The sequence below is a fragment of the Roseovarius sp. A46 genome, from assembly GCF_004126395.1.
GTDB lineage: Bacteria > Pseudomonadota > Alphaproteobacteria > Rhodobacterales > Rhodobacteraceae > Roseovarius > Roseovarius nitratireducens.
The window spans coordinates 1-25983 of the sequence record NZ_PVWS01000033.1; the positions used below are offsets into that span (position 1 = coordinate 1).

The 25983-nt window shown below is 65.6% G+C and carries 26 protein-coding genes, 1 tRNA gene and 1 pseudogene; 15 read left to right on the forward strand and 13 right to left on the reverse strand.

Going from position 1 to position 25983, the window contains the following annotated elements:
- Positions 1–115: 115 nt before the first annotated feature.
- The 4 genes from C6W92_RS14720 to C6W92_RS14735 all read right to left on the reverse strand — a co-directional run bounded on the left by C6W92_RS14720 (position 116) and on the right by C6W92_RS14735 (position 1731).
- Positions 116–865 (reverse strand): hypothetical protein, encoded by a 750-nt coding sequence (locus C6W92_RS14720; protein WP_129434490.1) that lies wholly within the window; start codon positions 863–865, stop codon positions 116–118.
- Between the two features lie 111 nt (positions 866–976).
- Positions 977–1291, reverse strand: a complete 315-nt coding sequence (locus tag C6W92_RS14725; protein ID WP_129434492.1) for a hypothetical protein — start codon at positions 1289–1291, stop codon at positions 977–979.
- 157 nt (positions 1292–1448) lie between these two features.
- A complete protein-coding gene (gene ykgO, locus C6W92_RS14730) occupies positions 1449–1574 on the reverse strand; it encodes a type B 50S ribosomal protein L36 (protein WP_092695232.1) in 126 nt (41 codons plus the stop codon).
- Between the two features lie 82 nt (positions 1575–1656).
- A tRNA-Val gene (locus C6W92_RS14735) sits at positions 1657–1731 on the reverse strand.
- Positions 1732–1872: 141 nt separating this feature from the next.
- Here C6W92_RS14735 and C6W92_RS14740 point away from each other — a divergent pair.
- Both C6W92_RS14740 and C6W92_RS14745 read left to right on the forward strand, forming a co-directional pair.
- Positions 1873–2736: an N-formylglutamate amidohydrolase gene (locus tag C6W92_RS14740; RefSeq protein WP_129434494.1), complete on the forward strand. Its 864-nt coding sequence runs from the start codon at positions 1873–1875 to the stop codon at positions 2734–2736.
- Between the two features lie 233 nt (positions 2737–2969).
- Positions 2970–4796 carry a cyclic nucleotide-binding and patatin-like phospholipase domain-containing protein gene (locus tag C6W92_RS14745; protein ID WP_129434496.1) on the forward strand — a complete coding sequence of 609 codons (1827 nt, stop codon included), beginning with the start codon at positions 2970–2972 and terminating at the stop codon, positions 4794–4796.
- A 92-nt stretch (positions 4797–4888) separates the two neighbouring features.
- Here C6W92_RS14745 and C6W92_RS14750 read toward each other — a convergent pair whose 3' ends face one another.
- The 6 genes from C6W92_RS14750 to C6W92_RS14775 form a co-directional block, all read right to left on the reverse strand.
- Positions 4889–6142, reverse strand: a complete 1254-nt coding sequence (locus C6W92_RS14750) for a DNA polymerase IV (RefSeq protein WP_129434498.1) — start codon at positions 6140–6142, stop codon at positions 4889–4891.
- 141 nt (positions 6143–6283) lie between these two features.
- Positions 6284–6898, reverse strand: a complete 615-nt coding sequence (locus C6W92_RS14755) for a hypothetical protein (RefSeq protein WP_129434501.1) — start codon at positions 6896–6898, stop codon at positions 6284–6286.
- Between the two features lie 24 nt (positions 6899–6922).
- Complete coding sequence (locus C6W92_RS14760; protein WP_104019501.1) at positions 6923–7057, reverse strand: aa3-type cytochrome c oxidase subunit IV; 135 nt, start codon at positions 7055–7057, stop codon at positions 6923–6925.
- A gap of 90 nt (positions 7058–7147) precedes the next feature.
- Positions 7148–7600: a DUF6173 family protein gene (locus C6W92_RS14765; protein WP_129434503.1), complete on the reverse strand. Its 453-nt coding sequence runs from the start codon at positions 7598–7600 to the stop codon at positions 7148–7150.
- Positions 7597–8658, reverse strand: coding sequence for an MBL fold metallo-hydrolase (locus tag C6W92_RS14770; RefSeq protein WP_129434505.1), 1062 nt, complete (start codon positions 8656–8658; stop codon positions 7597–7599). Before C6W92_RS14770 ends, C6W92_RS14765 begins: the two co-directional genes overlap by 4 nt.
- Entirely contained in the window at positions 8658–10376 is a 1719-nt protein-coding gene (locus tag C6W92_RS14775) for an acyl-CoA dehydrogenase (protein ID WP_129434507.1), read from the reverse strand. The genes C6W92_RS14770 and C6W92_RS14775 overlap by 1 nt, the downstream gene beginning before the upstream one ends.
- Positions 10377–10506: 130 nt before the next feature.
- Between C6W92_RS14775 and C6W92_RS14780 the strand changes: the two genes are divergently transcribed.
- The gene (locus C6W92_RS14780; RefSeq protein WP_129434509.1) at positions 10507–11454 is read left to right on the forward strand and encodes an L-threonylcarbamoyladenylate synthase; all 948 of its coding nucleotides are present in this window, start codon (positions 10507–10509) and stop codon (positions 11452–11454) included.
- A 70-nt stretch (positions 11455–11524) separates the two neighbouring features.
- Here the strand turns inward: C6W92_RS14780 and C6W92_RS14785 are convergent, their stop codons facing one another.
- Both C6W92_RS14785 and C6W92_RS14790 read right to left on the reverse strand, forming a co-directional pair.
- Positions 11525–11851, reverse strand: a complete 327-nt coding sequence (locus C6W92_RS14785; RefSeq protein WP_129434511.1) for an AzlD domain-containing protein — start codon at positions 11849–11851, stop codon at positions 11525–11527.
- Entirely contained in the window at positions 11848–12567 is a 720-nt protein-coding gene (locus C6W92_RS14790) for an AzlC family ABC transporter permease (RefSeq protein ID WP_129434513.1), read from the reverse strand. The genes C6W92_RS14785 and C6W92_RS14790 overlap by 4 nt, the downstream gene beginning before the upstream one ends.
- Positions 12568–12628: 61 nt before the next feature.
- Between C6W92_RS14790 and C6W92_RS14795 the strand changes: the two genes are divergently transcribed.
- The 4 genes and pseudogenes from C6W92_RS14795 (at position 12629) to glp (ending at position 16750) form a co-directional block, all read left to right on the forward strand.
- Entirely contained in the window at positions 12629–13513 is an 885-nt protein-coding gene (locus C6W92_RS14795) for a formate dehydrogenase accessory sulfurtransferase FdhD (protein ID WP_241691175.1), read from the forward strand.
- On the forward strand, positions 13510–14142 hold the full coding sequence (mobA, locus tag C6W92_RS14800; protein WP_129434515.1) for a molybdenum cofactor guanylyltransferase MobA: 633 nt from the start codon (positions 13510–13512) through the stop codon (positions 14140–14142). The genes C6W92_RS14795 and mobA overlap by 4 nt, the downstream gene beginning before the upstream one ends.
- Positions 14139–14630 carry a molybdopterin-guanine dinucleotide biosynthesis protein B gene (gene mobB, locus C6W92_RS14805; RefSeq protein WP_104019487.1) on the forward strand — a complete coding sequence of 164 codons (492 nt, stop codon included), beginning with the start codon at positions 14139–14141 and terminating at the stop codon, positions 14628–14630. The genes mobA and mobB overlap by 4 nt, the downstream gene beginning before the upstream one ends.
- Positions 14627–16750: pseudogene (gene glp, locus C6W92_RS14810) on the forward strand (gephyrin-like molybdotransferase Glp). The gene mobB and the pseudogene glp overlap by 4 nt, the downstream one beginning before the upstream one ends.
- Positions 16751–16979: 229 nt before the next feature.
- Here the strand turns inward: glp and C6W92_RS14815 are convergent.
- Positions 16980–17750, reverse strand: coding sequence for a DeoR/GlpR family DNA-binding transcription regulator (locus C6W92_RS14815; protein WP_129434517.1), 771 nt, complete (start codon positions 17748–17750; stop codon positions 16980–16982).
- A gap of 181 nt (positions 17751–17931) precedes the next feature.
- Here C6W92_RS14815 and glpD point away from each other — a divergent pair, with 181 nt between their 5' ends.
- The 8 genes from glpD (at position 17932) to C6W92_RS14855 (ending at position 25910) form a co-directional block, all read left to right on the forward strand.
- On the forward strand, positions 17932–19536 hold the full coding sequence (glpD, locus tag C6W92_RS14820; protein WP_129434519.1) for a glycerol-3-phosphate dehydrogenase: 1605 nt from the start codon (positions 17932–17934) through the stop codon (positions 19534–19536).
- Complete coding sequence (locus C6W92_RS14825) at positions 19533–20621, forward strand: ABC transporter ATP-binding protein (protein ID WP_129434521.1); 1089 nt, start codon at positions 19533–19535, stop codon at positions 20619–20621. The genes glpD and C6W92_RS14825 overlap by 4 nt, the downstream gene beginning before the upstream one ends.
- A 9-nt stretch (positions 20622–20630) precedes the next feature.
- Positions 20631–21719, forward strand: a complete 1089-nt coding sequence (locus tag C6W92_RS14830) for an ABC transporter ATP-binding protein (protein ID WP_129434523.1) — start codon at positions 20631–20633, stop codon at positions 21717–21719.
- Positions 21719–22591: a sugar ABC transporter permease gene (locus C6W92_RS14835; protein WP_129434525.1), complete on the forward strand. Its 873-nt coding sequence runs from the start codon at positions 21719–21721 to the stop codon at positions 22589–22591. The genes C6W92_RS14830 and C6W92_RS14835 overlap by 1 nt, the downstream gene beginning before the upstream one ends.
- Positions 22591–23397, forward strand: a complete 807-nt coding sequence (locus C6W92_RS14840) for a carbohydrate ABC transporter permease (RefSeq protein ID WP_129434528.1) — start codon at positions 22591–22593, stop codon at positions 23395–23397. Before C6W92_RS14835 ends, C6W92_RS14840 begins: the two co-directional genes overlap by 1 nt.
- Positions 23398–23487: 90 nt before the next feature.
- On the forward strand, positions 23488–23784 hold the full coding sequence (locus C6W92_RS14845; protein WP_129434530.1) for a GIY-YIG nuclease family protein: 297 nt from the start codon (positions 23488–23490) through the stop codon (positions 23782–23784).
- A gap of 91 nt (positions 23785–23875) precedes the next feature.
- Complete coding sequence (locus tag C6W92_RS14850) at positions 23876–24148, forward strand: DUF2160 domain-containing protein (protein WP_129434532.1); 273 nt, start codon at positions 23876–23878, stop codon at positions 24146–24148.
- A 43-nt stretch (positions 24149–24191) separates the two neighbouring features.
- The gene (locus C6W92_RS14855) at positions 24192–25910 is read left to right on the forward strand and encodes an ABC transporter substrate-binding protein (protein WP_129434534.1); all 1719 of its coding nucleotides are present in this window, start codon (positions 24192–24194) and stop codon (positions 25908–25910) included.
- Positions 25911–25983 lie beyond the last annotated feature (73 nt).

Genomic DNA, 25983 nt, shown 5'->3' on the forward strand with positions numbered 1-25983 from the left:
AATTGGCCTGTCCACCAACCGAGCGGCCGAAGCAGCCCGAAAGCCGCTGGAAACAAGCTGCCTGATGCCCGGCATGGCCCTCACATCGGCGCGTCGGCGCAGCAGAAGGCGTTGTTCAGACTTTCCTAAATCTAATTCGACCAGTCGAAAACGAGTTAACTGGAAACATTGATTTGATACCAAACCTCCTATCATAGAGACGGAGATCTTTGAAAGGCAAATCCCGTTTTAAACCTAACTCATGCAAAACTACATCAGCAGCAGAATCAAGTGGCCCGAAGGTTACCGTGCCCTCATGTGAATATTGCTCATAGCCAACTGAGTTAATCAACTTGAGCTTTCTTTTTGCGTAGTTTTCACCGCCGTGTTGAGACAATATTGTAAGGACCCAATCAACAGGATTTTGTTGAATACAATCAGCTTCGCTGAAGGACATTGTAGCTGACAATTTGTGCAGGTCCTGAGAGCCTTCGGTCTCTGTTTCTCGAGCACGCTTTAGCCAGTGTTCAATTTCGCTTGCCCAAATGTGTCTACCAAATATCTTTGGACGGCTTGATCTGTCATGGTATTGGAGCAAGAAAACAAAACTTGGCAGCGGAGATTTCGCTGCTTTCACAGCGTTAGAAAGCTTCAATCTTGTTTTAGGTGATTTTCCTTGTGTTGTTTTTATTTGCACGAAACACTGTAGGACGTGAGCCTGTAAGTCTGCAGGAAGCATAGGAGAGCTTGGAGGTACGATTTCTAGAATATGATCCCAGCCATGTTGATCATCTGAGGCTTTGTTAACCACAGCTTCAGCGTTTGCATCTGGGCCAGTACAAATTTCGCCGAATTTCCACTCGCCGTGCCTGCCTTGCCGTGACATTGTGATTCAACCCATACAGAATGAATTTGTCTTTCCATATCCATATACTTCATTGGCCGGCGCGCTTCTAGAGGTGCGCGAGAAAGTGGTTGTTTCGGTTTGCCCCCCCCTTCACCTCCCCAACACCCCCCTCTCGAACGCTGCCCGCCGTTCCGCCTCGGCCTGCCGGGTGACGGCATCGCGGCGGCGGGCGAGGGTGTCGAGGCGTTCGCGCATGCGCCATTCGGAATAGACCGCGCTCTCGTGGTCGAGGGTCCACAGCGCCCGCGCCTCGGTCACCGTCACGAGCCCCGCCACCGGGCGGCCGCGGCGCATCACGATCCGCTGCTGCCCGCTCAGCCGCACCTCGTCGAGGCAGGCCCCGAGCGAGCGGCGCAGCGTCTCGATGGTGATCTCGGGAACGGGGGGAAATATCTGCTCGGTCATGGCCGTCCTCGGGATTGGGACGGGCAGCCTCGCACGGGGCGGTGAACAAATCGTTACCCCCGCGCACGCGAAAGGGCGCGAACCGTGCGGTTCACGCCCCGAACCTGTAGCTTCGTGGCGAGGGACGGGCCGCCGCGGGCCCGCTCTTAGCCCGGTCTCAGCCCTGCCGCGCCTTGAACTTGCGGTGGGTCTTGTTGATGACGTAAACGCGGCCCTTGCGGCGCACGACACGGCAATCGCGGTGCCGGTTCTTCAGAGAACGCAGCGAATTGCGCACCTTCATGGTCGTCTCCTGTCTGTCGCGGCACGCGCCGGCGCACCTGGGGTTGCGGGTGTTACGTGCTTGACACGCAACGATAATTCGATGGTGGGCGATACAAGGTTCGAACTTGTGACCCCTTCGATGTCAACGAAGTGCTCTACCGCTGAGCTAATCGCCCTGACCCGGCCCCCCGCCCCCCGTAACAAAGAGGGGCGCGGAATTCCGCGCCGGTCCGCTGGCGTATAAAAGGAGTCGGGGGAGGGATCAAGGGCTTTTAGCGCTGCGATTTCCGTCTATTATATCCCCCGAGGAGTCCCCGATGCCCAAGGCCGCGTATCATCTCACCCACCCCGAGCGCCGCACCACGTCGGTGGTGTTCGCCTCGCCACATAGCGGGCGGGACTATTCGTGGTCCTTCCTGCGGCGCACGCGGCTCAACGAACATTCGGTGCGCTCATCCGAAGATGCCTATGTAGATCAACTGTTTGACAGTGCTCCACGGGCCGGCGCACCGCTCTTGCGGGCGGGGGCGCCGCGCGCATATGTCGATCTCAACCGAAGCCCGGACGAGCTTGACCCGGCGCTGATCGAGGGGGTCAGCCGGCAGGGCCACAACCCCCGCATCGCCTCGGGCCTCGGCGTCATCCCCCGCGTCGTTGCCAACGGTCGCGCGATCTATTCCGGCAAGATCACCCTCGCCGAGGCCCGCCACCGCATCGACGACTTCTGGCACCCGTATCACGAGGCGCTACAGGGACAGTTGGACCAGGCGCACCTGATGTTCGGGCAGGCGATCCTGATAGATTGCCACTCCATGCCCCACGAGGCGATGGACTCGGTCGCCAGCCGCGGCCTCCGCCGCCCCGAGGTCGTGCTGGGCGACCGGTTCGGCGCGGCGGCCGACGGCGAGATCGTGGACCGGATCGAAGCCGCCTTTACCCGTGCCGGGCTGATGGTCACGCGCAACACGCCCTTTGCCGGGGCCTATATCACGCAGGCCTACGGGCGCCCCTCGCGCGGGCGCCACGCCGTTCAGATCGAGATCGACCGCGCGCTCTACATGAACGAGCGGCTGATCCGTCCAAACGGAAATTTCGAGGCATTCCGGCGGCTTATGTGCGGTGTTATTCAAGAGATCACCGAGATCGGGCGCGCGCAGGCGATGCCGCTCGCCGCCGAGTGATCCCCTGTCCGGCGACCCGGGAAACCCATCACCTGACAACAATTCGAGGACCGCACCCACGCCTTGCGCCGGGCAAATGCCGGTGGCGGCGTGGCACATCTCGCGCTCCGAGTCCCCCGGGGATGCACCCCCTTGATCAAATGGAAATATCGGGCAACAGTCCCGACAAACGGCAAGCCACCTTGGGAATGTCGGTTGGTAAAGACCTGTTGCCCGCGTAGGTGGAGTCATGAATGACCGTTGACAAGAAGCGCATCAAGGCCTTGCTGACAGGGCTGTCGGTATTCGACGGTCTCGACTCCGAAGCGCTGGAGCAGATCGCGCAAACCGTCGAGTTGAGGCGCGTTCCGACCGGCGAGACATTGATCGAACAGGACAGCCAGGCGGATTCGCTTTACCTCGTCGCCAGCGGACGATTCCGCGTCGCGCGTGACGGGCACACGATCGCCATGGTGGGCGTGGGGGAGCCGCTCGGGGAGTTGGCCTTCTTTTCCGGCGGGCGCCGCACCGCGAGCGTCACCGCGCTTCGGGACAGCGAGATCCTGAGCCTGACCCGCGAGGGCTTTGACGCCGTCGCAAAGCATGACGCGGCCCTGCCGCAAGCCATACTCGCCACGGTCGCGGCCCGGCTTGCCGCGGTGACGGCCAAGGCGCCCGTTCTGTCCCCGATGGCGGGCCTGGTGGTCTCGATCGGCCCGGTCGCTGGCGGTGAGCCGCTGCCCGAGCAGCTGGTGGACGGATTATTCCGATCTGCGGAAAATCTGGGCCAGCTCAATATTCACACAGCCGAAACGGCACCGGTGTCTGCCGGACCCGAAGCGCTTGCCGAGTGGTTTGCCCCGCTCGAGCGCGCGGGCGAGCGGCACATCCTGCTGGTGCGCGATGGGCAGGCAACGCCAGACTGGGCCCGTTTTGCCGAGACCCGCAGCGACAGCCGGTTTCGCGTCGCTCGCCTGGACGCGCCGCCCCCCGCGCCGCGGCCGGATACCCGTGCCGTGAACCCGCGCGACCATCTCGTCCTGTGGCGTCCCACCGCCACTACCCCGATCCACGGCACCACCGGCTGGTTGGCGGGGCGCGACATCGAGATGCACCATCACCTGGCCCTCGATGATTCCGGTGATTTCGCGCGCCTTCTGCGCTTTGCCAGCGACCGTGCCGTGGGCGTCGTGCTGGCCGGCGGCGGTGCGTTCGGAACCGCGCATGTGGGTGCCTTGAGTGCAATGTCAGAGGCCGGCATTCCCGTGGACTACATCGGCGGCACCAGCGTCGGGGCGGCAATGGCGGCTGCCATCGCGCAGGCGCTTCCGGCAGAAGAGATCATGCGCCGCTGCAACGAGATATTCGTGACCAGCCGCGCGATGAACCGTCTTAATGTGCCGCTCTACTCGGTGCTCGATCACCGCATATTCGATGCGCAGTTGGCCAAGCACTTCGGCGATGGCCTGATCGAGGATCTGGCGATGTCGTTCTTCGCGGTCTCGTCCAACCTGTCGCGCAACGATATCCATGTCCACCGGTCCGGACCGTTATGGAAAGCCGTGCGATCTTCCGGCTCCATCCCCGCGCTTCTTCCGCCCATCCTGACCGGCGAGGGGGAGGTGCTGATTGATGGCGGGTTGCTGGAGAACGTGCCGTTGGAGACGATGCGACAGGTCAAGTCGGGGCCGAATATCGTCTTTGATTTCAACAATGGCAGCAACTGGCAGGTGCAGGCGGATTATGATGCTCTGCCCGGACGTCTGGGCGCGCTGCGCGGCTTCCTGTTCAAGCGTAGCCGCAAGAACCGGTTCCCCCGCATCCCCTCGATCCTGTCCCGGTCCATGATCATCAACTCCCGACGCGAGACAGGGCGGATGGACATGGGCCGCGACATCCTCGTCAAGCTGCCGACCGCACCGCGCGCCAATTTTCTGGACTGGACCAAGGGCCAGCAGAATTACGAGATTGGCCATCAGACCCTGGCGACGGCTCTGGCCGAAACCGATCCCGGGGCCGCGCCCGATGTCAGAATGCGAGACGCCGCGCGTCGAATGGCCGAAATTGATCTCGCGGGCTGATCTACGCGGTTCATCCGCAGTATCGCGTCGCAGGGTTGCAATATAGCTTTACCGGGAGTTCGGAACCGGGGTCCGCTCACGAGCGGCATGCCCTACCGTAGCGACCGCCCCTTTACGATCGCGTCCGGGCCGAAACGCGCGCGGATCGCATCGGTGGCGCGCTCCGCTTTGGCGCGGCGCGGGGCCGCAGGGTCGAGAAGATCGCCCGCGCGATCAGCCTCTGCCGCGGCCACGAGATCCGACAGCCCCACCCCGACAAGCCGCCACGCCGCCCCGGCGGTTACATGGTCCATCAACCCGCGTGCCGCACGATATAGCGTGTCGGCCAGTTGCGTGGGCTCGCGCAGGGCGTGCCTGCGGGTGATGATCCGATGGTCGCTGTGCTTTAGCTTGAGCGTCACGACCCGCCCCGCGAGCGCGCGCGCCTTGGCCCGGTCCGCCACCTTTTCCGACAGCCGCCACAGGTGCCCGTCGAGCAGGTCGGGATCGGCGATATCCTCGCCGAAGGTGGTCTCGTTCGAGATCGACTTGACCGGCGCGTTTGCCGTGACGCGCCTGCGGTCCTGTCCCCGCGCGAGGTGCCATAGCCGATCCCCCATTGACCCAAAACGGGCCACGAGATCGGATCGCTCCCATCTCAGCAGGTCGGCAAAGCTGCGGATGCCGGCGTCGTGCAGGGCCGCGCGCGTGGCCTGGCCCACCCCCCAGATCAGGCTCACCGGCTGCTCGCGCAGGAAATCGGCGGTCTCGGCGCGCCCGATCACCGAAAACCCCTGCGGCTTGTCGAGGTCCGAGGCGATTTTTGCGAGGAACTTGTTGTGGCTCAGCCCGATGGAGCCTGTGAGCCCAAGCTCGTCGCGCATCCTCCGGACGAGCCGCGCCAAAACCACGGCGGGCGGTGCGCCATGCAGCCGCGCGGTGCCGGTGAGGTCGAGAAACGCCTCGTCGAGCGAGAGCGGCTCCACCGCCGGGGTGAGATCGAGCATCATCGCGCGGATGGCGCGCGACACCTCGGCATAGGTCTCCATCCGTGGCCGGATCACCACCGCCTCGGGGCAAAGCCGCAGCGCCTGGAACATCGGCATGGCCGAGCGCACGCCGCGGATGCGCGCAACATAGCAGGCGGTCGAGACCACACCGCGCCGCCCGCCACCGATGATGACGGGCTTGTGCGCAAGCTCGGGATTATCGCGCTTTTCCACGCTGGCATAGAAGGCGTCGCAGTCCATGTGCGCGATGCTCAACTCCCACAATTCGGGATGCGCCACGATCCGGGGGCCGCCACAGGCGGGGCAACGCGGGGCGCTCTCGAACGGGTGCAGGCAATCGCGGCAGAGGCTGGGCATGATGCGCACAGTCTAATGCATGTTGCTCAAGAGTGGGACCCGGTTTCGCGCGCCGCGAAGACCCGCCGGCCGACAGTTTGCCGCGAACCCGGAGGATGGCTCTTACCCTCACCGGCCACGGGGCGGGATGCCCGGACCACGCTACTGCGCGCGAAAGCGCTCAGGGTCCCAGGCGGCGAGCACGCCTGAATTATCGTCGCTGTCGTATTCGTAGAGCGTTTCCTCGGTCACGCCGGGGATCTTCGCGAAATCGTCGGCGGTCTTCTTCGGGAACCACGATCTGCGCACCCGGCCGGGAAACAGCTCTCCGAGAATGCGCGAGGTCGCCAGCGAGCATTGCGCCGACGGGACCGGGCCGTTGGCTTCGATCAATCGGATGGCGCGCGCGGCCAGTTCCGGCGACACGTTGAGCTGCTGGATACGCACATGATAGGTCTTGCGTGCGTGGTAGCGGGTATAGACATCCGCCACGGCCGGGGTGATGCCGTAGAGCACGTCATCGCGTTCGGGCAGCGAGCGAAGGCTGTTGAACGAGCCGGCGGGATCGAAGATCACCCGCTGCGGGCCGTTGATCATCAGCGCGGAATGCGCGCCCGCGCCGCTGCGGTTGTTGATCATCGTGTAGAGGGTTAGCCGCGGCGGCCCGTCATGGCGATAGGCCGCGTGCGCCACCTCCTCCCGTGTCGAGAGGACCGATTCGGCTGCACAGCCAGCCAGAAACAGTGCGGCGCCAAGCGCCAGAAGGATCGACCGCATATTGTCCCCCGGTCCGACTAAGGGTCAGGCGTTGACCATCGCGAGAAAGATCAGGAAGACGGCGATGCCGACGACCGACCAGACGGTCATCTTGATAAAACCCTCGAAGGTCTTTTCCTGAACGGTGGTATCCATTTCGCCATGCTTGTGGTCGGCCATGTCCTGCGGTCCTCTTGTCTTTGATCTCCGGGTCGGGAGCGAATTACTGCATTTCCGGCGCGCTGTCACGCGCCAAGACGCGGGCGCCTCTCACTCGGCCTCGATATCCTGCGCGAGACGAAAGCCGATGCGCGTGGGCGGGGCCTCCTCGACCTGCTTGGGCAGCGCGCGCAGCATCACGCTGAGCTGGCTGACATGCTGGACAAGCTGCGTGCGCATCCCCAGCTGGTCCTGACCGTAGAAGGTGACGATATCGGGGTCGAAATAGCCCATCCCCTCGATGTGAATGGTGCCAGCGTCCGACCCGGCAAATCCCATCGCCACCTCGTGCGCCTCGTCGAGCGTTTCCTCGAAATTGCGGATGTAGAGGATGAGCCGCTCATAGGCCCAGCGGGCAGGGCTCTTGTCCTCTGCCGGGCCGTTCTTGAGCGCTTTCGCCGCTGTCTCGATACAGGGCTGGCCGGGCTTGGAATGCACCTCGTGGGCGCGCGGCATGGCGGCTGCCTCGGCATGTTCGGCGGTGGTCTCGATACGGTCGGTCATGGGCACCCCGGCTGTTCCTGATCGCGGACCTTCCAGAGCCACGCACCGTCTGCGCGCCGCCAGCGGGTCACCTCTCCAGCGTGCATCAGGTGGTTGAGATGCGCAACGGATTCCACCAGTGCAAGCCCGTAGGTGCCCGCCTCCACCCGCCGCTTGAACAACAGCGGAAAGCAGTCGGCGGCGGTGCGCGGCTCGATCAGGAAATCGCGCAGCCGGTCGAGCGCGGCGTGGTGGTTTCCGGCCAGTTGCCGCATCCTCAGCGGCAGCCCGGTAAAGGGCAGCTTGTGCCCCGGCAACACGAGGTGATCCTCGCGCGCGTGCTCGGCCAGCCGGGCGCAGGCGGCGAGCCAGTCCGACAGAGGGTCGGCCTCGGGCTCGGTGGGGTAGACGCCGATATTGGGGCTGATGCCGGGCAGGATCTGGTCGCCCGCGATCACCAGCGCGTCGTCGCGGGACCAGAGTGTCAGATGGTCGGGCGCGTGCCCGCCGCCGAAATGCACGTCCCAGTCGCGCCCGCCCGCGCGGATCACCGCGCCGTCTCTCACGCGCGTGTACCCCACGGGCAGGGGCGCGCAGGTGTCGGAGAAATTGTAGGGGCGCTGCTGCGCGCGGGCCTCGAATATGTCTGGGTCCATGCCGCCCGCGCGCGAAAATTCCAACGCCTGCTGCGTGGGCCGCTCCTCGACGTCGAGGATCAGCATCCGCGCCATGAGCCAGCTTGTCCGCGAGGCCCACAGCGTCGCTCCGAACCGCTCCATCAGCCAGCCCGCCATGCCGACATGGTCGGGGTGATGATGGGTCAGGATCACCCGGCCAACCGGCTTTCCCTGCAAGGGGCCTGCAAGGATCGTCTCCCACAGTGCCACGGCCCTGCGCGAGTGGATGCCGGTATCGACGATGGTCCAGCTATCGCCCTCGTCGAGCGCGTAGACATTGACATGGTCGAGCACCATTGGCAGCGGCAGGCGCAGCCACAGCACGCCGGGCGCGACCTCGGTGGCGCTGCCCTCCGGTGGGGGGCTGTCCCACGGGTGGCGGATGATCTCTCCCCCGTCCATCAGGCCGTGAAATCCCTGGGCGTGAGAGCATAGAGGTCGCCCGCCCCGGCGCAGGCATGGGCGAAATGGCCCGCGTGCTCGGGCAGGAGCCGGGTGACGTAGAACCGTGCGAGCCGCGTGCGAGGGCCGTCCTCACCCTCGGCCTGCGCTGCGCGCAGGTGGAAATGCGCGCCCAGCACCCGGGCAAAGCCGCGCAGGTAGGGCATGGCCCCGGCAAAGCGCTCGGTCATGTCTGATTGCGCGAGCATCCAGTCGGTCGCCTCTCGCAGGCCCTCGGTCGCTTGCCAGACCGGCCCGGCAAGGTCGGGCAGGGTCGTGCGCGCGCCCTCGGCCTCGGCCTCGATCTCGTCGATCAGTGCCAGGACGGCCTCACCCCCGTCGGCGAGCTTGCGGCCGACGAGGTCCATCGCCTGGATGCCGTTGGTGCCCTCGTAAATCGCGGTCACCCGCACGTCGCGCAGATACTGTGCCGCGCCCGTCTCCTCAATATAGCCCATTCCGCCGTGAAGCTGAATGCCGGTGTTGGCCACATTGATGCCGGTCTCGGTGCCGCAGACCTTGGCGATAGGCGTGAGCAGCGCGGCGCGGGCCCGCCAGTGATCGGCGCCGGTTGCGGTCTCCATATCGGTGGCCTTGGCGCAGGCCAGTGCGATGGCGCGCGCGGCGAATGTCTCGGCGCGCATCGAGGCCAGCATCCGGCGCACATTGGCATGGTCGATGATCGTGCCGCTGCCATCCCCGACCGGGGTGCGTCCCTGTCGGCGCTCCTGCGCAAAGGCGAGGGCGTGTTGATAGGCCGCCTCGGCCACGCCCACGCCTTGTCCGCCCACGCCGAGGCGGGCGTTGTTCATCATGGTGAACATCGCGCGCATGCCCTGATGTGGCTCGCCCACGAGCCAGCCGGTTGCGCCGTCATACTGCATCACGCAGGTGGGGCTGCCGTTCAGGCCCATCTTGTGCTCGAGGCTGACCACGCTCAGCGCATTGCGTTCGCCGGGATCGCCTCGCGGATCGGGAATGAACTTGGGCACCAGAAACAGGCTGATCCCCTTGGTGCCCGGCACACCGTCGGGCAGCCGCGCGAGCACGAGGTGGCAGACGTTTTCCGTGAAATCGTTATCGCCCCAGGAGATGTAGATCTTCTGACCCGTTATGGCATAGGTGCCGTCACCATTGGGTTCGGCGCGGGTGCGCAGTGCGCCCACGTCCGAGCCTGCCTGCGATTCGGTCAGGTTCATGGTGCCCGACCATTCCCCGCTTACGAGTCTGGGCAGGTAGAGGGCCTTCAGCTCGTCGCTCGCGTGATGCTCGAGCGCCTCGATCTGGCCTTGTGTCATCAAGGGGGCGAGTTGCAACGACAGGCAGGCCGCTGCCATCATCTCGTTGACCGCCGTGGTCAGCACCATAGGCAGCCCCATGCCGCCGTGATCTGGATCGGCGCTGATCGCGATCCAGCCACCCTCGGCGATCGCGCGGTAGCCGTCGGCGAAACCGGGCGAGGTCCGCACCACGCCATTCTCCATGTGCGCGGGGTGCAGGTCGCCCGCGCGGTTCAACGGGCTGAGCACCTCCTCGGACATGCGCCCCGCCTCCGTCAGGATCGCGTCGGTCATGTCCGGTGCTGCCTCGGAAAATCGGTCGGTGGCGGCCACCTCGGGCAGGCCGATCACATGCTCGAAGAGAAAGCGGTAATCCTCGACCGGGGCGCGATAGGGCATTGTCACTTATCCTTTCCATCCTGCCGGCGCGGCTTGGCAAGCGGGCCGTGGGGCTGTATTCAGCCCCTTCCCGCCGAGGGTAGCCGGTCGCGCCGTGGCGGCAAGCGAAACGCCGCGTCAGGGGTTCTAGATGCCAAATGCAACCGAAACATTGCAAGCGGATGCGCAAGGCTTTGCCCGCGCCGCCGCCATCTGGCGCGCGGGCGGGCTCGTGGCCTTTCCCACCGAGACGGTCTATGGCCTCGGCGCCGATGCCGCCAATGACCGCGCGGTGGCCGCGATTTTCGACGCCAAGGAGCGGCCGCGCTTCAACCCGCTGATCGTGCATGTCGATAGCGCAGAACGCGCGCGCGACTTCGTGGACTGGTCGGACGCGGCAGAGATCGTGGCGAGCGCGTTCTGGCCTGGGCCGCTGACGCTGGTGTTGCCCCTGCGGCAGGACGCGCGGGTGTCGCCGCTGGTGACGGCGGATCTGCCGACGCTCGCCGTGCGGGTGCCCGCGCACCCGGTGGCGCGGGCGCTGTTGGCCGAGTTCGGCGGGCCGGTTGCTGCCCCTTCGGCCAACCCTTCAGGACGGATCAGCCCCACCGAGGCGGCGCATGTGCTGGCCGGACTGGACGGGCGGATCGCGGCGGTGGTGGATGGCGGGGCTTGCCCGGTGGGGGTGGAATCGACCATCCTCGGGCTGGCGGGCGCCCCAGAACTGCTGCGCCCCGGCGGCGTGCCGGTCGAGGTGCTGGAGGCGGCGCTAGGTACCCCGGTCGCGCAGCGTGGCGAGGCCGACGCGTTGACCGCACCGGGGCAGATGCAATCGCATTACGCGCCAGGCGCAAGGGTGCGGCTCAATGCGACGGAGCGGCGGGCAGGCGAGGCGATGCTGGGCTTCGGCGCGGTGGCGGGCGATCTGAGCCTGTCGGAGACGGGTGATCTGGTCGAAGCGGCGGCAAACCTCTTTCACCACCTCCACGCGCTCGACGCGACCGGTGCGGCAGGGATTGCCGTGGCCCCCATTCCGGAGCGGGGCCTTGGACGGGCGATCAACGACCGGTTGCGTCGCGCGGCGGCCCCCCGGGACTAGGGGGCGCTGCCCCCGTCGCGCATCCGCGCGACTCCCCCGGAGTATTTTCACCAAAGAGAAGCCGGGGCCGTCAGCCCAGAAGGGCGAGACCTGCAAAAAGCGTGAGCGCGCCGGCCGAGATGGCGAGGATCACGTTGCGCATGAAATATCCGATGGAGAGAGTGACGAGAGCGGCGGCCATGCGCGGGGCGTCGAGCGCCCCGCCGGTGGCGGCGGGCCAGACAACCAGCGGCGCGACCAGCCCCGGCAGCACCGCCACCGCCGTGTACCGCAGGTGCCGAAGCAGCCAGGCGGGCAGCGGGCGGTCGCCTATGAGCCCGAGAAAGACGAAGCGCAGCCCGAACGTTCCGAGGCCGAGCGCGGCGATGAAGAGCCACAGGGAGGGTCCTTCGATCATGTCCGGCCCTCCTTGCGGCGGTCTAGCATGACCTCGGCCTGCGCACCCGCCATCATGCCCGCGATCCCCGCCAGCAGCAGCCCGAGGTTGTAGGGCAGCCACGCCAGCGCCAACGCCAGCGTCACCGACACCAGCGCCGCCACCATGTGGGCGGGCGTGCGCAGCATCGGACCGATCATCGCGAGAAAGGTGATGGGCAGCGCGAAATCGAGCGGCAGCCCCGTGGGCACCGCGTTGCCGACCAATGCGCCGACGAGGGTGAACACGTACCAAAGCGGGCAGATCGGCGTGACAACGCCAAAGAAATAGGCCAGGCGCGCGGGCACCGACCAGTGCGGCTCCTGCTCGAATTTCACCACCGCGCAGGCATAGCTCTGATCGACGGTGAAGTAGGCTGCGATCGCGCGCTGCCACAGCGGCGCCGCCCCGAGCCACGGGGTGAGCGAGGCCGAGTACATCGCCATGCGCAGGTTGACCGCCAGCGCCGAGACGAGCGCGATGAGCGTCGGCGCGTTGTCGGTCAGCAGTTGCAGCGCCGCGAACTGCGCCGCGCCCGCGATCACCAGCACGGAAAACGCCATCGTTTCCGCGATGTGCAGTCCCGCCTCGGTACCGACCACGCCGAACAGCATCGAGAACGGTACGATCACGAGGATGAAGGGCGCGCCGTCGCGCACGCCTTGCCAATAGGGCGAATTGGTGCTTTGGCTGGCCACTGTCGGGGGCGCTCCGGGATGGTTGCGCCCTTGGCCTATCGGATGCGAGGAGGAGATTCAATTGACCGCTCAAAGCGATATTCCGGACTATCTCATCGCGCCCGATCCCGGTGCGGCGCGGCTCACCCGCGCGGTCGAGGGGGTGGATCACGAGGGAAATCCTGCGCACATCTCGGTGGTCGAGGAACGGCCCCTGACGATCTTTCTCAACGGTCAGGAAATCGTGACGGCGATGACCATCGGGGATTATCCCGAGTATCTCGCGCTCGGCTTCCTGCGCAATCAGGGGATGCTGGCGCCGGATGAGGTGGTGCGCGGTGTAGACTACGATGACGACCTGGAAACGGTGGTGGTGCGCACCGACGGACAGACGTCCTACGAGGAAAAGCTGAAAAAGAAGACCCGCACCAGTGGCTGTGCCGTGGGCACGGTCTTCGGCGACATGATGGAGGGGCTGGAGGAGGTGCGTCTGCCGCAGGTGGAGGTGCGCACATCGGACCTCTACGCGCTGGCCGCCAAGATCAACCGCACCCCGTCGCTCTATCTCGAGGCAGGGGCGATCCACGGCACGGTGCTGTGCCAGGGAGCGCGCCCGCTCGTCTACATGGAGGATGTCGGCCGCCACAACGCGGTGGACAAGATCGCCGGCTGGATGTTCTCCGAAGGCGTGCGCCCGGACGACAAGACGCTCTACACCACCGGGCGGCTGACCTCGGAGATGGTGATCAAGACCGCGCTGATGGGCATTCCGGTGCTGGCCTCGCGCTCGGGCTTCACCGCCTGGGGGGTGGAAATCGCGCGCGAGGTGGGGCTCACGCTGATTGGCCGGATGCGCGGGCGGCGGTTTGTCTGCCTGAGCGGGGAAGACCGGGTCCTGCGCGACGCCGACCCCGCGAGCGTGGCCGAGGAAAGCCCGAAGCATCGCCGCAAGAGCGCCCAAGGATGAGCGCTCCGCCCGGCGTGATCCTCGCAGGTGGGCTGGCCACGCGGATGGGCGGTGGCGACAAGGGGCTGTTGCCGCTTGGGGAGGCGACGATTCTCGACCATGTCCTCGACCGGCTCGCACCGCAGGCAGGCGCGCTGGCGCTTAACGCCAATGGCGATGCGACACGGTTCGCGCGGTTCGGCCTTCCGGTTCTGCCCGACCCGGTCGACGGCTTTCCCGGGCCGCTGACCGGGGTGTTGGCGGGGCTCGACTGGGCGGCGGAAAAGGGGGCCGAGACCATCGTGACTGTGGCTGCCGACACGCCGTTCTTTCCCCGTGACCTCGTGGCGCGCTTCCAGGCGGCGGCGGAGGGGATGGATCACCCACTGGTGCTGGCAGCCACGCCGCGCGGCGTGGAAGAGACCAAATCAATGAGCCGCGGCGGGCAGGTGCGCCACCCCACCTTCGGCCTCTGGCCCGTGGCGCTGCGCGACGATCTGCGTGCTGCTCTGGAGGGTGGCCTGCGCAAGGTCGTGCTCTGGACCGACAAGCATGGCGGGCGCGAGGCGCTGTTCGACGACGGGGATGCCTTTTTCAACGTCAACACGCCCGGGGATCTGGATCTCGCGCAGAGGAGGGCAGGGGCATGAGGCTCTACGGTGTCACCGGCTGGAAAAATGCAGGGAAAACCGGGCTGATGGAACGGCTGGTGACCGAGATCACCGCGCGGGGCTACTCGGTCTCGACGATCAAGCACGCACATCACAGCTTTGACGTCGATCATCCGGGCAAGGACAGCCACCGCCACCGGGTCGCGGGGGCGACCGAGGTGCTGCTGGCCTCGCGCAACCGCTTTGCGCTGATGCACGAGATGCGCGGTGAGGGCGAGCCCGCGCTGGAGGCGCTGTTGCAGAAGCTGAGCCCCGTCGATCTGGTGCTGATCGAGGGCTACAAGCGCGACCGCCACCCCAAGGTCGAGGCGTTCCGCGCCGAAACGGGCAACGCGATGATCGCCACGGATGATCCGACGATCCGCGCGGTGGCGAGCGACGTGCCTCTCGATCTGGACCGGCCGGTGTTCGATCTGGACGATACGGGGGGTATCGCGGATTTCATTCTCGCAGAGGTGGGGCTTTGACGGGATTCGACACTGTCCTGGTGGTGGATTGGTCGGCGGCGAGCACGCGCGCTCCCGAAAAACCCTCCAAGGATGCCATATGGATGGGGCTCGTCAGGGACAGTGAGCCGCAGGCGCCGATCTAGTGCCGCAGCCGGATCGAGGCGGAGGCCCGCATCGCCGCGATGTTCGGGCAGGAGATGGAGGCCGGACGGCGAGTGCTGGCCGCCTTCGATTTTCCCTTCGGCTATCCGCGCGGCTTTGCGCGGCGGATCACCGGATCGGATGACCCCTTGCTGCTATGGGACTGGCTTGCCGCGCGGATCGAGGATTCCGAGCGAGGCGCGAATAATCGCTTCGATGTGGCCGAGGAGATGAACGCAGCCTTTGACGGCCCCGGCCCGTTCTGGGGCAAGACGCATTGGGACCGCTGGCCGGGCATTCCCTATGACAAGAAGGGTATCCTTTACGAAGAGGTGCCGGAGAAGCGGACCTGCGACTGCATCGCGCGCACGTCTAGCAGTTGCTTTCAACTCTGCTACAATCCCACCGTTGGCAGTCAGGTGCTGATGGGAGTGCCGATGCTGTCGCGCCTGCGGCGGATGGAGGGGGTCGCCGTCTGGCCGTTCGAGGACTGGCGGGATGCGCGCGTCGTGCTGGCTGAAATCTGGCCGGGCATCATCAACCGGGCCGTCAAGCGCGCCGAGGCGGCCGGGGGCATTCGCGACGCCCATCAGGTGCGCTTGCTGTCTCGCGCCCTTTCTCGGTTGCCCGCGTCCCGGCTTGACCGCATGATGACGGACCTGCCGCCCGAGGCTGCAGAGGAAGCGTGGGTGCTGGGAACCGGACATGAAGAGGACCTGATGGCCGCCTGCAACGACCCCCTGAAGCCGCCCCCTTTGCGCGACGATTGTTTCGCACTGCCTGCGGGCGTGGACTGGACGCCGGTGGATGACGCCTTGGCGATGCTGCGCGACCGGCTGCGCGCGGTGGTGGGGCAGGAACGGCTGCCGCTCGGCGACGCGGCGGGGCGGGTGCTGGCGGCCCCGGTTGTGGCGCGGCGGGCCAACCCGCCGGAGGCGAACACGGCGGTGGATGGGTATGGGTTTGCCCATGCGTCGCTCGGCGAGGGCGATCAGGTGTTGCCGCTGGTGGAGGCGCGCGCGGCGGCCGGGGTGCCCCATCAGGGTGCCGTGCCGCCGGGTCATGCCGTGCGGGTGCTGACCGGCGCGGCGCTGCCAGAGGGCGTCGATACGGTGGTATTGCAGGAGGACGTGACACTTGGGCAGGGGCGCATCGCCTTTCGTGGGGGGCTAAAGCCGGGCGCGAACACGCGGCGCGCCGGTGAGGATATCGAGGCGGACGCGACCGTGCTGGAGGCGGGGCGCGTTCTGACCCCTGCCGACCTGGCGCTTTGTGCCGCCGTGGGGCTGGCTGACCTCCCTGTTTTCAAGCGGTTGCGCGTGGCGGTGATCTCCACCGGGGATGAGCTGGTCGAGCCGGGAGAGGCGGCGCGCGCGGGACAGATTTACGACGCCAACCGGCCCATGCTGGCCGCACTTGTGCGGCAGGCGGGATACGATCTCGTCGATCTCGGGCGGGTGGCCGACGACCGGGCTGCCCTGCGCGCGGCGATGGACCGGGGCGCGGCGGAGGCGGATGTGATCCTGACCTCGGGCGGCGCGTCCTCGGGCGACGAGGATCACGTCTCGGCGCTGCTGAACGAGGCAGGGGCGATGGCGGAGTGGCGGATCGCGCTCAAGCCGGGGCGGCCGCTGGCGCTCGGGATGTGGGCCGGCGTGCCGGTTTTTGGCCTGCCGGGCAACCCGGTTGCGGCGTTGGTGTGCACGCTGGTCTTCGCGCGGCCTGCCATGGCGGTGCTGTCGGGGGCCGAGTGGTGCGCGCCGCAGGGCTTCGACGTGCCCGCCGCGTTCGAGAAGCGCAAGAAACCGGGGCGTCGCGAATACCTGCGCGCGCGTATCCGGCAGGGCCGCGCCGAGGTGTTCAAGTCCGAGGGTTCGGGGCGCATAAGCGGGCTGAGCTGGGCCGAGGGGCTGGTTGAGCTGCCCGACGGCGCGGCGGACATCCACCCCAGCGATCCGGTGCGCTACATTCCGTTCGGCAGTTTTTCAGGTGCCTGAAACGCCTCCTCCTCCTCGGCGCGCAGCGCCCGAACCTTGCGGTTCAGCGTGCGAATCGTGCGGTTGAGGCAGAGCTTGCCGCCGCGGGGCTGTGCGACTCCATCGGTCGCCCGGTCGCCTGATTCAGGTCGCTCTCCGGTACGCCTGGCCGTCGGCGCGGGCAGGCCGTTCCTCCTGTTCGGAGATGGACGACTCCCGCCAAGTATTTGAGCCAAGAAGACGCAGTGGGTCAGTCACCGGGTGGGCAGACATGGACATGAGTGTCCCATGTCGCGCAGGCCTCGGCGAGGGCAGGTGGCAGCGGCACGTCGGTGAAGACGTGATCGACATCGCGGATCGAGCCGATGCGCACCGGCGCGCTGCGCTGGAATTTCGAGTGGTCGGCCACGAGCATCACCTCGCGCGAGCGTTTCAGAAGGGTCTGGCCGACGAGCACCTCCTGGATGTCGAAATCGAGCATGTCCCCGTCCTCGTCAAGGGCCGAGCAGCCGAGGATCGCGTGGTCGAACTTGAAATTCTCGATGGCGCGCGCGGTGAGGTGGCCCACGAGCCCATTATCGGAGCGTCGCAGCGCGCCGCCGGCGAGCACGATCTCGCAATCGGGGTTGGCGAGCAGAGTTTGCGCCACGTTCATGTTGTTGGTCACCACCATCAGGTTGCGGTGGTCGAGCAGCGCCTGCGCCACCGCCTCTGTGGTGGTGCCGATGTCGAGAAAGAGCGATGTCGCGTCGGGGATGGCCGCCGCGCACGCGCGACCGATCGCCGTCTTGGCCGATTCGTTGAGGCGGCGGCGTTCCTCGTAGAGGATGTTGCTCACGCCCGAGGGCAGGATCGCGCCGCCGTGCACGCGCTCAAGCTTGCCGGCGTTGGCAAGCTCGGTGAGGTCGCGGCGGATGGTCTGGACGGTGACGTTGAAGCGTTCGGCGAGGTTCTCGACCATCACCTTTCCCTCGGCGCGGGCGATCTCGAGGATATCGGGCTGGCGAAACGATTGCGACATGGCGGACCTCGCTGGCTGAGTGTTCGATTATGTTCGTTTTTTCGCCCACCGCAAGGGCGCGTGTGGCCTGCGTTGTGATGTCGGTCAATGTAGTGCTCTGCCAAAAGAGAGCAAAAACGAACATTCGTTATTGACTGAAACGCGCGAATGCTGTTTCGTTTACTTTCATGTGAGGGAGGGCATGCGCGTGGAGGAGGCTGACGGCGATATTGTTGATCTGTTCGTCATCGGGGGCGGGATCAACGGCTGTGGTATCGCGCGGGATGCTGCCGGGCGCGGGCTTTCGGTCGAGCTCGCGGAGATGCACGACCTGGCGTCGGCCACGTCCTCGGCATCGACCAAGCTGTTCCACGGCGGGCTGCGTTACCTCGAGTATTTCGAGATACGGCTGGTGCGCGAGGCGCTGATAGAGCGCGAGACGCTGCTCCGGGCGATGCCGCATATAAGCTGGCCGATGCGCTTTGTGCTGCCCTGGCATCGTGACATGCGGTTCGAGGGCGAGACGCCGGTCTCGCGCATTCTGAATGTCGTCATGCCGTGGATGAAGGGCCGGCGTCCGGCATGGCTGATCCGGTTGGGCCTGTTTCTTTACGATCACCTTGGCGGACGCGAGATATTGCCCGGTACGAAAACGCTCGACCTGACGCAGGGGCCCGAGGGCCGGCCGCTCAAGGACAAGTTCACCCGCGCGTTCGAGTATTCCGATTGCTGGATCGAGGACAGCCGCCTCGTGGTGCTCAACGCGCGCGATGCCGAGGCGCGGGGCGCGCGCATCCGGGTGCGCACGCGCGTCGCCGGGGCAGAGCGCCGGGGCGGGCTATGGCATGTCCGGCTGGAGGGCGGTGAGCCCTCAACGGTGCGCGCGCGCGCCATTGTCAATGCCGGGGGGCCGTGGGTGAGCGATGTCATTACTGGCACGCTGCGGCTCGATTCCAGCGAAGGCGTGCGGCTGGTGCGCGGCAGCCACATAGTGACGCGCAAGCTCTATGACCACGACAAGTGCTATTTCTTTCAGGGCGAGGACGGGCGGATCATATTCGCCATTCCCTACGAGGGCGATTTCACCCTCATCGGCACCACCGATGTCGAACACGACGACCCCGACACGGCCCCCGAATGCACCCCCGAGGAAGCTGCCTACCTGTGCCGGTTCGCAAGCGAATATTTTGCGCGACCCGTGACCGAGGCGGATATCGTCTGGAGCTATTCCGGCGTTCGCCCGCTCTACGATGACGGGGCGAAATCGGCCACGGCGGCAACGCGCGACTACGTGCTGTCGCTCGACGAAACCGGGGGCGCACCGCTCCTGAACGTCTTTGGCGGCAAGATCACCACCTACCGGCGGCTGGCGGAATCGGCGATGGCGCGGCTGGCGCCGCATTTCCCGCGTGCTGGGGCTGCGTGGACTGCGGGGGTGCCGCTGCCGGGCGGGGACTTCGCCGTTGACGGGGTTGGGGCGCTGACCGAAAGTCTGGAGTCGCGGTATCCGTTCCTGGAGGCGGGCCATGCGCCGCGGCTGGTGCGTGCCTATGGAACGGAGGCTGCGCATGTGCTGGGTGACGCGCGCGAGGACGCCGATCTGGGCCGCGATTTCGGCGCGACGCTGACCGAGGCGGAGGTGCGCTGGCAGATGACGCACGAATATGCACGAGAGGCGGCGGACGTGGTCTGGCGACGCACGCGGCTGGGGCTGAAGATGACCGAGGATCAGATCGCCGCGCTCGATGACTGGATGCGCGCGGCGCGCGCGCCCGGCGCAGCGGCGAAGGGGAGGGCAAAGGCGTGACGCTGACACTTGAGGGCATATCGAAGGTGGTGGGCGGCGAGGTGCATATCCACCCCACCGATCTGAGCCTTGCGCCCGGCACGATGAACGTGCTGCTAGGGCCCACGCTGGCGGGCAAGACCTCGCTCATGCGCCTGATGGCCGGACTCGATGCGCCCGCCACGGGGCGCATCCTGTGGCAGGGGCAGGATGTGACGGGGATGCGGGTTCAGGACCGCGCGGTGGCGATGGTCTATCAGCAATTCATCAACTACCCGTCGATGAGCGTCTATGACAACATTGCTTCGCCGCTGCGCCTGCAGGGCAAAGCGGCGGACGAGATCGACCGGGGCGTGCGCGAGACCGCCGAGATGCTGAAGCTCACCCCGATGCTCGACCGCAAGCCGCTGGAGCTGTCTGGCGGGCAGCAGCAGCGCTGCGCGTTGGCGCGGGCGCTGGTCAAGGGGGCGGGGCTGGTGCTTCTCGACGAGCCGCTGGCCAATCTCGACTACAAGCTGCGCGAGGAATTGCGCCTCGAGATCCCGCGCATCTTCGAGGAATCCGGTGCGATCTTTGTCTATGCCACGACCGAGCCCGAGGAGGCGCTGCTTCTGGGTGGCAACACCGCGACGCTGTGGGAGGGGCGGATCACGCAGTTCGGGCCGACGGCGGAGGTCTATCGCCAACCCGCCGACGCCACCACCGCGCGGGTATTTTCCGACCCACCGATGAATTTCCTGGATGTGACCAAGACAGGCGACCGGATCGGATTTGGCGATGCACAGGAGGTGCCCGCGCTGGGCGCGCTGGCGCGGCTCGGGGACGGGGAGTACATCGTGGGGTTCCGGCCCAACCATCTGGAAATCGAGCGGCACGGCGAGGAGGTGATGGGTTTCGACACGCGGCTTAGCGTGACCGAGATCACCGGGTCGGAGACTTTTGTGCATCTCGACCATCACGGAGAGCGCTGGGTGGGACTCATCCACGGCGTGCGCGATCTGGAGATCGGTGCTGAACTGCGGGTCTGGCTCGATCCCGCGCATGTCTACGTGTTCGGGCGCGACGGCACGCTGGTGGCGCCAGCGTCCTATGCGCTGGCAGCCTGAGGGGGAGATATGGCCAAGATCACGCTCGACAACCTGGCGCACAGCTACCTGCCCGCGCCCGCGGGTGAGGAGGACTGGGCGCTCAAGGAGCTCAACCATGTCTGGGGCGATGGCGAGGCCTATGCCCTGCTGGGCGCGTCGGGCTGCGGCAAGTCCACGCTGCTCAACATCATCTCGGGGCTGCTGCGCCCGTCGCGGGGGCGCATCCTGTTCAACGATATCGATGTCACCGATCAGCCGACCGCCGCACGCAACATCGCGCAGGTGTTCCAGTTTCCGGTGGTGTACGACACCATGACCGTGCGGGAGAACCTTGCCTTTCCTCTCAGGAACCGGGGTGCGGAGGCGGGCTATATCGCCACGCGCGTGCAGGCCATCGCGGAGATGATCGGCATGGAGGCCGAGCTTGACCGCAAGGCGCGGGGGCTGACGGCGGATGCCAAGCAGAAGATCAGCCTCGGGCGCGGGATGGTGCGAGAGGATGTCAACGCGCTGCTGTTCGACGAGCCGCTCACGGTGATCGACCCGCACATGAAATGGGAGCTGCGCACGCAACTGAAGGCGCTGCATCACGAGTTCGGGCACACGATGATCTATGTCACCCACGACCAGACCGAGGCGCTGACCTTTGCCGACAAGGTTGTGGTGATGCATGACGGGCGCGTGGTGCAGGTGGGCACGCCGCAGGCGCTATTCGAGCGGCCCGAGCATACTTTCGTGGGGTATTTCATCGGCAGCCCGGGGATGAACCTTCTTGACGCCGAGGTGGATGGAAAGGTGGCGCGGGTTGGGGGATTCGAGGTGCCGCTCGGGGCCGAGTATGCCCCGCCGGGGGGCCGGGTGCAGATCGGCGTGCGGCCCGAATTCGTGAGCCTCGGTGCAGAGGGGCTGCCGGTGACGGTGACCCGCGTCGAGGACGTGGGCCGCCACCGCATCGCGCGTCTCGATTTCGAGGGCACGGCGCTCAACGCGCTGTTGCCCGAGGGTGCACCGTTGCCCGCCGGGGACGTGCGGGCACGTTTCGCCCCCGAGGCGATCAACGTCTATTCGGACGACTGGCGCGTGGCGCCGGGGTCTCGCAGCGAGGAGGCCGCGTGATGGAAAAGACGGTCAACCAGAAGGCATGGTTTTTGGTGCTGCCGGTGTTGGTGCTGGTGGCGTTCTCGGCGGTCATCCCACTGATGACCGTGGTCAATTACTCGGTGCAGGACACGTTCGGCAACAACCAGTTCTTTTGGGCGGGGCTCGACTGGTTCCGGCAGATGCTCGAGGACGAGCGCATGTGGAACGCGCTACGCCGGCAGGTGATCTTTTCCGGCGTGATCCTCGCCATAGAGGTGCCGCTGGGCGTGCTCATCGCGCTCAACATGCCAAAGCGCGGCGTCATGGTCTCGGTCTGCCTGGTGCTGATGTCGCTGCCGCTGCTCATCCCGTGGAACGTGGTGGGGACCATCTGGCAGATATTCGGGCGCGTAGATATCGGGCTTCTGGGGCACACGCTGGCGGCGCTGGGGGTCGATTACAACTACACGCAGGACGCGCTTGACGCCTGGGTGACGCTGATCGTGATGGATGTCTGGCACTGGACATCGCTGGTGGCGTTGCTGGCCTATGCCGGGCTCAAGTCGATCCCCGACGCCTATTATCAGGCTGCGCGCATCGACCAGGCGAGCCGCTGGGCGGTGTTCCGCTATATCGAGCTGCCCAAGATGACGGGGGTGCTGACCATCGCGATCCTGTTGCGCTTCATGGACAGCTTCAAGATCTATACCGAGCCTTTCGTGGTCACCGGGGGTGGTCCCGGCAACGCCACCACCTTGCTGTCCATCGACCTCGTCAAGATGGCGCTGGGGCAGTTCGACCTCGGCCCGGCGGCGGCTTTCTCGATCATGTATTTCCTTGTGATCCTCTTGGTGAGCTGGGTGTTCTACACGGTGATGACCAATCTCGACCAGCAGGGGGGCAAGTGATGAATTTCCGTCCGCGCATCAACCTGGTCATGGTGCTCTACCTGCTGTTTCTCATGCTGCCGATCTACTGGCTGCTGAACATGAGCCTCAAGACCAATACCGAGATACTCAACGCTTTCACGCTCTGGCCCGACGACCTGACGCTCGACAATTACCGCACGATCCTGAGCGATCCGGCGTGGTACATGGGCTATGTCAACTCGATCATCTACGTGACCATGAACACGGTCCTGTCGGTGGCGGTGGCGCTGCCTGCGGCCTATGCCTTCTCGCGTTACAGTTTTCTCGGTGACAAGCACCTGTTCTTCTGGCTGCTGACCAACCGGATGGCGCCGCCCGCGGTATTCGCGCTGCCGTTCTTTCAGCTTTATTCCTCGGTGGGGCTTTTCGACACGCATATCGCGGTGGCGCTGGCGCATACGCTGTTCAACGTGCCGCTGGCGGTGTGGATCCTCGAAGGCTTCATGCGCGGGGTGCCCAAGGAGATCGACGAGACCGCCTATATCGACGGCTATTCCTTCGGGCATTTCTTCGTGAAGATATTCATGCCGCTCATAGCCTCCGGCATCGGCGTGGCGGCGTTCTTCTGCTTCATGTTCTCATGGGTGGAGCTGCTTCTGTCGCGCACGCTGACCACGGTGGACGCCAAGCCCATCGCCGCGATCATGACCCGCACGCAAGGCGCGGCCGGGATCGACTGGGGCGTGCTGGCGGCGGCGGGGGTTCTGACCATCGTGCCGGGGGCGCTCGTGATCTACTTCGTGCGCAACTACATCGCCAAGGGCTTTGCCCTGGGGAGGGTTTGATGGAACGCTTCGTTAACCATCCTGATGTCATCCTCGGGCTTGACCCGAGGACCTCATGGAACGAGCGCCTCGCGAGAAACGGGGCCGTCCATGCCGAAGGACATGTCCGTTTACATCGTTACCAACAAGCCGCGTGGAACGCTCTACATCGGGGTGACGAGCGACCTTGCGAAGAGGGCGTATCAACATCGAACCCACGCCATTCGTGGTTTCACGGACTGTTACAATCTCGAGCGCCTCGTATGGTTCGAGCGCCATACCGAGCCACGCCATGCGATCCAGCGAGAGAAATCGCTGAAGCGCTGGTACCGCGAATGGAAAATCGCACTGGTGGAGACGGCGAACCCTCAATGGCGGGATTTGTGGCAGAACATGCGCGGGGCATAGACGATGCTGATTGTCCTGTTGCGGGAGGTCCTCGGGTCAAGCCCGAGGATGACGTCCCTTCGCTCCGCGCGCTGCAGGGGAGGCATTGAACATGGCATGGATGGCATGGACATGGCCCACGGCGATCTTCTTCATGGTCATCGCGGGGCTTTTGATCACCTTCACGATCATCGGGGTGAAATTCCCCGAAACCCCGCGCAGGGGCATCCTGCGCATCGAGACGACGCGGGGCGACCGGCTTTTCATCACGCTTCTGGGCTCGGCCTTCATCAACCTGGCCTGGCTCGGGCTCGTCGGCGCGAACCAACCCTACGCGCTGATCGTCTGCCTGATCTACGCAGCGGCGGTGTTTCGCTGGGTGTGAGACGGCATAATAACCTGACTGAGAGTTCATAAGGGAGGACAACATGAACTTGCGACTTACAACGACAACGGCGATCGTCTCGCTCGGCCTGATGGCCGGGCAGGCGGCCGCCGACATGGAGGCCGCGCAAGCGTTCCTCGATGACGAGATAGCGGGCCTTTCGGTGCTGAGCCGCGCCGATCAAGAGGCCGAGATGCAATGGTTCATCGACGCGGCCCAGCCCTTCGAGGGTATGGAGATCAAGGTCGTTTCCGAGACCATCGCCACGCATGAATACGAGTCCCAGGTGCTTGCGCCCGCGTTCACGGCAATCACCGGCATCCAGGTTACCCACGACCTCATCGGTGAGGGCGACGTGGTGGAAAAGCTGCAGACGCAGATGCAGTCGGGGCAGAACATCTATGATGGCTATGTCAACGACTCGGATCTCATCGGCACCCATTGGCGCTATCAGCAGGCGCGTAACCTGACCGACTGGATGGCGGGCGAGGGTGCGGATGTGACCAATCCGGGGCTCGATATCGACGATTTCATCGGCACCTCCTTTACCACCGGGCCGGATGGCAAGCTCTACCAGCTTCCCGACCAGCAGTTCGCCAACCTCTACTGGTTCCGCTACGACTGGTTCAACGACGAGAAGAACCAGGCCGATTTCAAGGCCGAATACGGCTATGACCTCGGTGTGCCCGTCAACTGGTCGGCCTACGAGGACATCGCAGAGTTCTTTACCGGGCGCGACCTGAGCCATCTCGGTGTCGAGGGCGAGGTCTTTGGCAACATGGACTATGGCAAGAAGGATCCCAGCCTTGGCTGGCGCTATACCGATGCGTGGATGTCGATGGCCGGCATGGGAGACGTGGGTGAGCCCAACGGCCTGCCGGTCGATGAATGGGGCATCCGCGTGAACGAGCAGAGCCAACCCACCGGCTCTTGCATGGCGCGCGGTGGCGCGACCAACAGCCCCGCCGCTGTCTACGCGGTGGACAAGGCGATCGAGTGGCTGGACAAATACTCGCCGCCCTCCGCCGCCGGGATGACCTTCTCCGAGGCCGGGCCGATCCCCGCGCAGGGCAACATCGCGCAGCAGATGTTCTGGTACACCGCCTTCACCGCCGCCACGGTCAAGCCTGACCTGCCGGTGATGAACGAGGACGGCACGCCCAAGTGGCGCATGGCCCCTTCGCCGCACGGTGTCTACTGGAAGGAAGGCCAGAAGATCGGCTACCAGGACGCAGGCTCTTGGACGCTGATGAAATCCACGCCCGTGGACCGCGCCAAGGCCGCGTGGCTCTATGCGCAGTTCGTCACGTCGAAGACCGTCGATCTCAAGAAATCGGATGTGGGCCTGACCTTTATCCGCGAGTCGACGATCAATGCCGACCACTTCACCGAGCGCGCACCGCGGCTTGGCGGTCTGGTCGAGTTCTACCGTTCGCCAGCCCGCGTGCAGTGGTCGCCCACGGGCACCAACGTGCCGGACTATCCCAAGCTGGCGCAGCTGTGGTGGCAGAATATCGGTGACGCCATGTCCGGCGCCAAGACCCCGAAAGAGGCGCTCGACGCGCTGTGCTCGGACCAGGAGCGCGTGCTCGAGCGGCTCGAACGGGCTGGCATCCAGGGCGATATCGGCCCCAAGCTGAACGAGGAGCGCGACCCCGAATACTGGCTGAGCCAGCCGGGCGCGCCATACCCTGCGCTGGAGAACGAGGACGAGAAGCCGGTCACCATCGCCTATGACGAGCTGATCAAGTCCTGGCAGTAAGCGCCACGCTTGCTTAAATGCGCGATCGCCCGGCCCGTTCGGGCGATCGCATCACGACAGAAGGGGCGCGCCG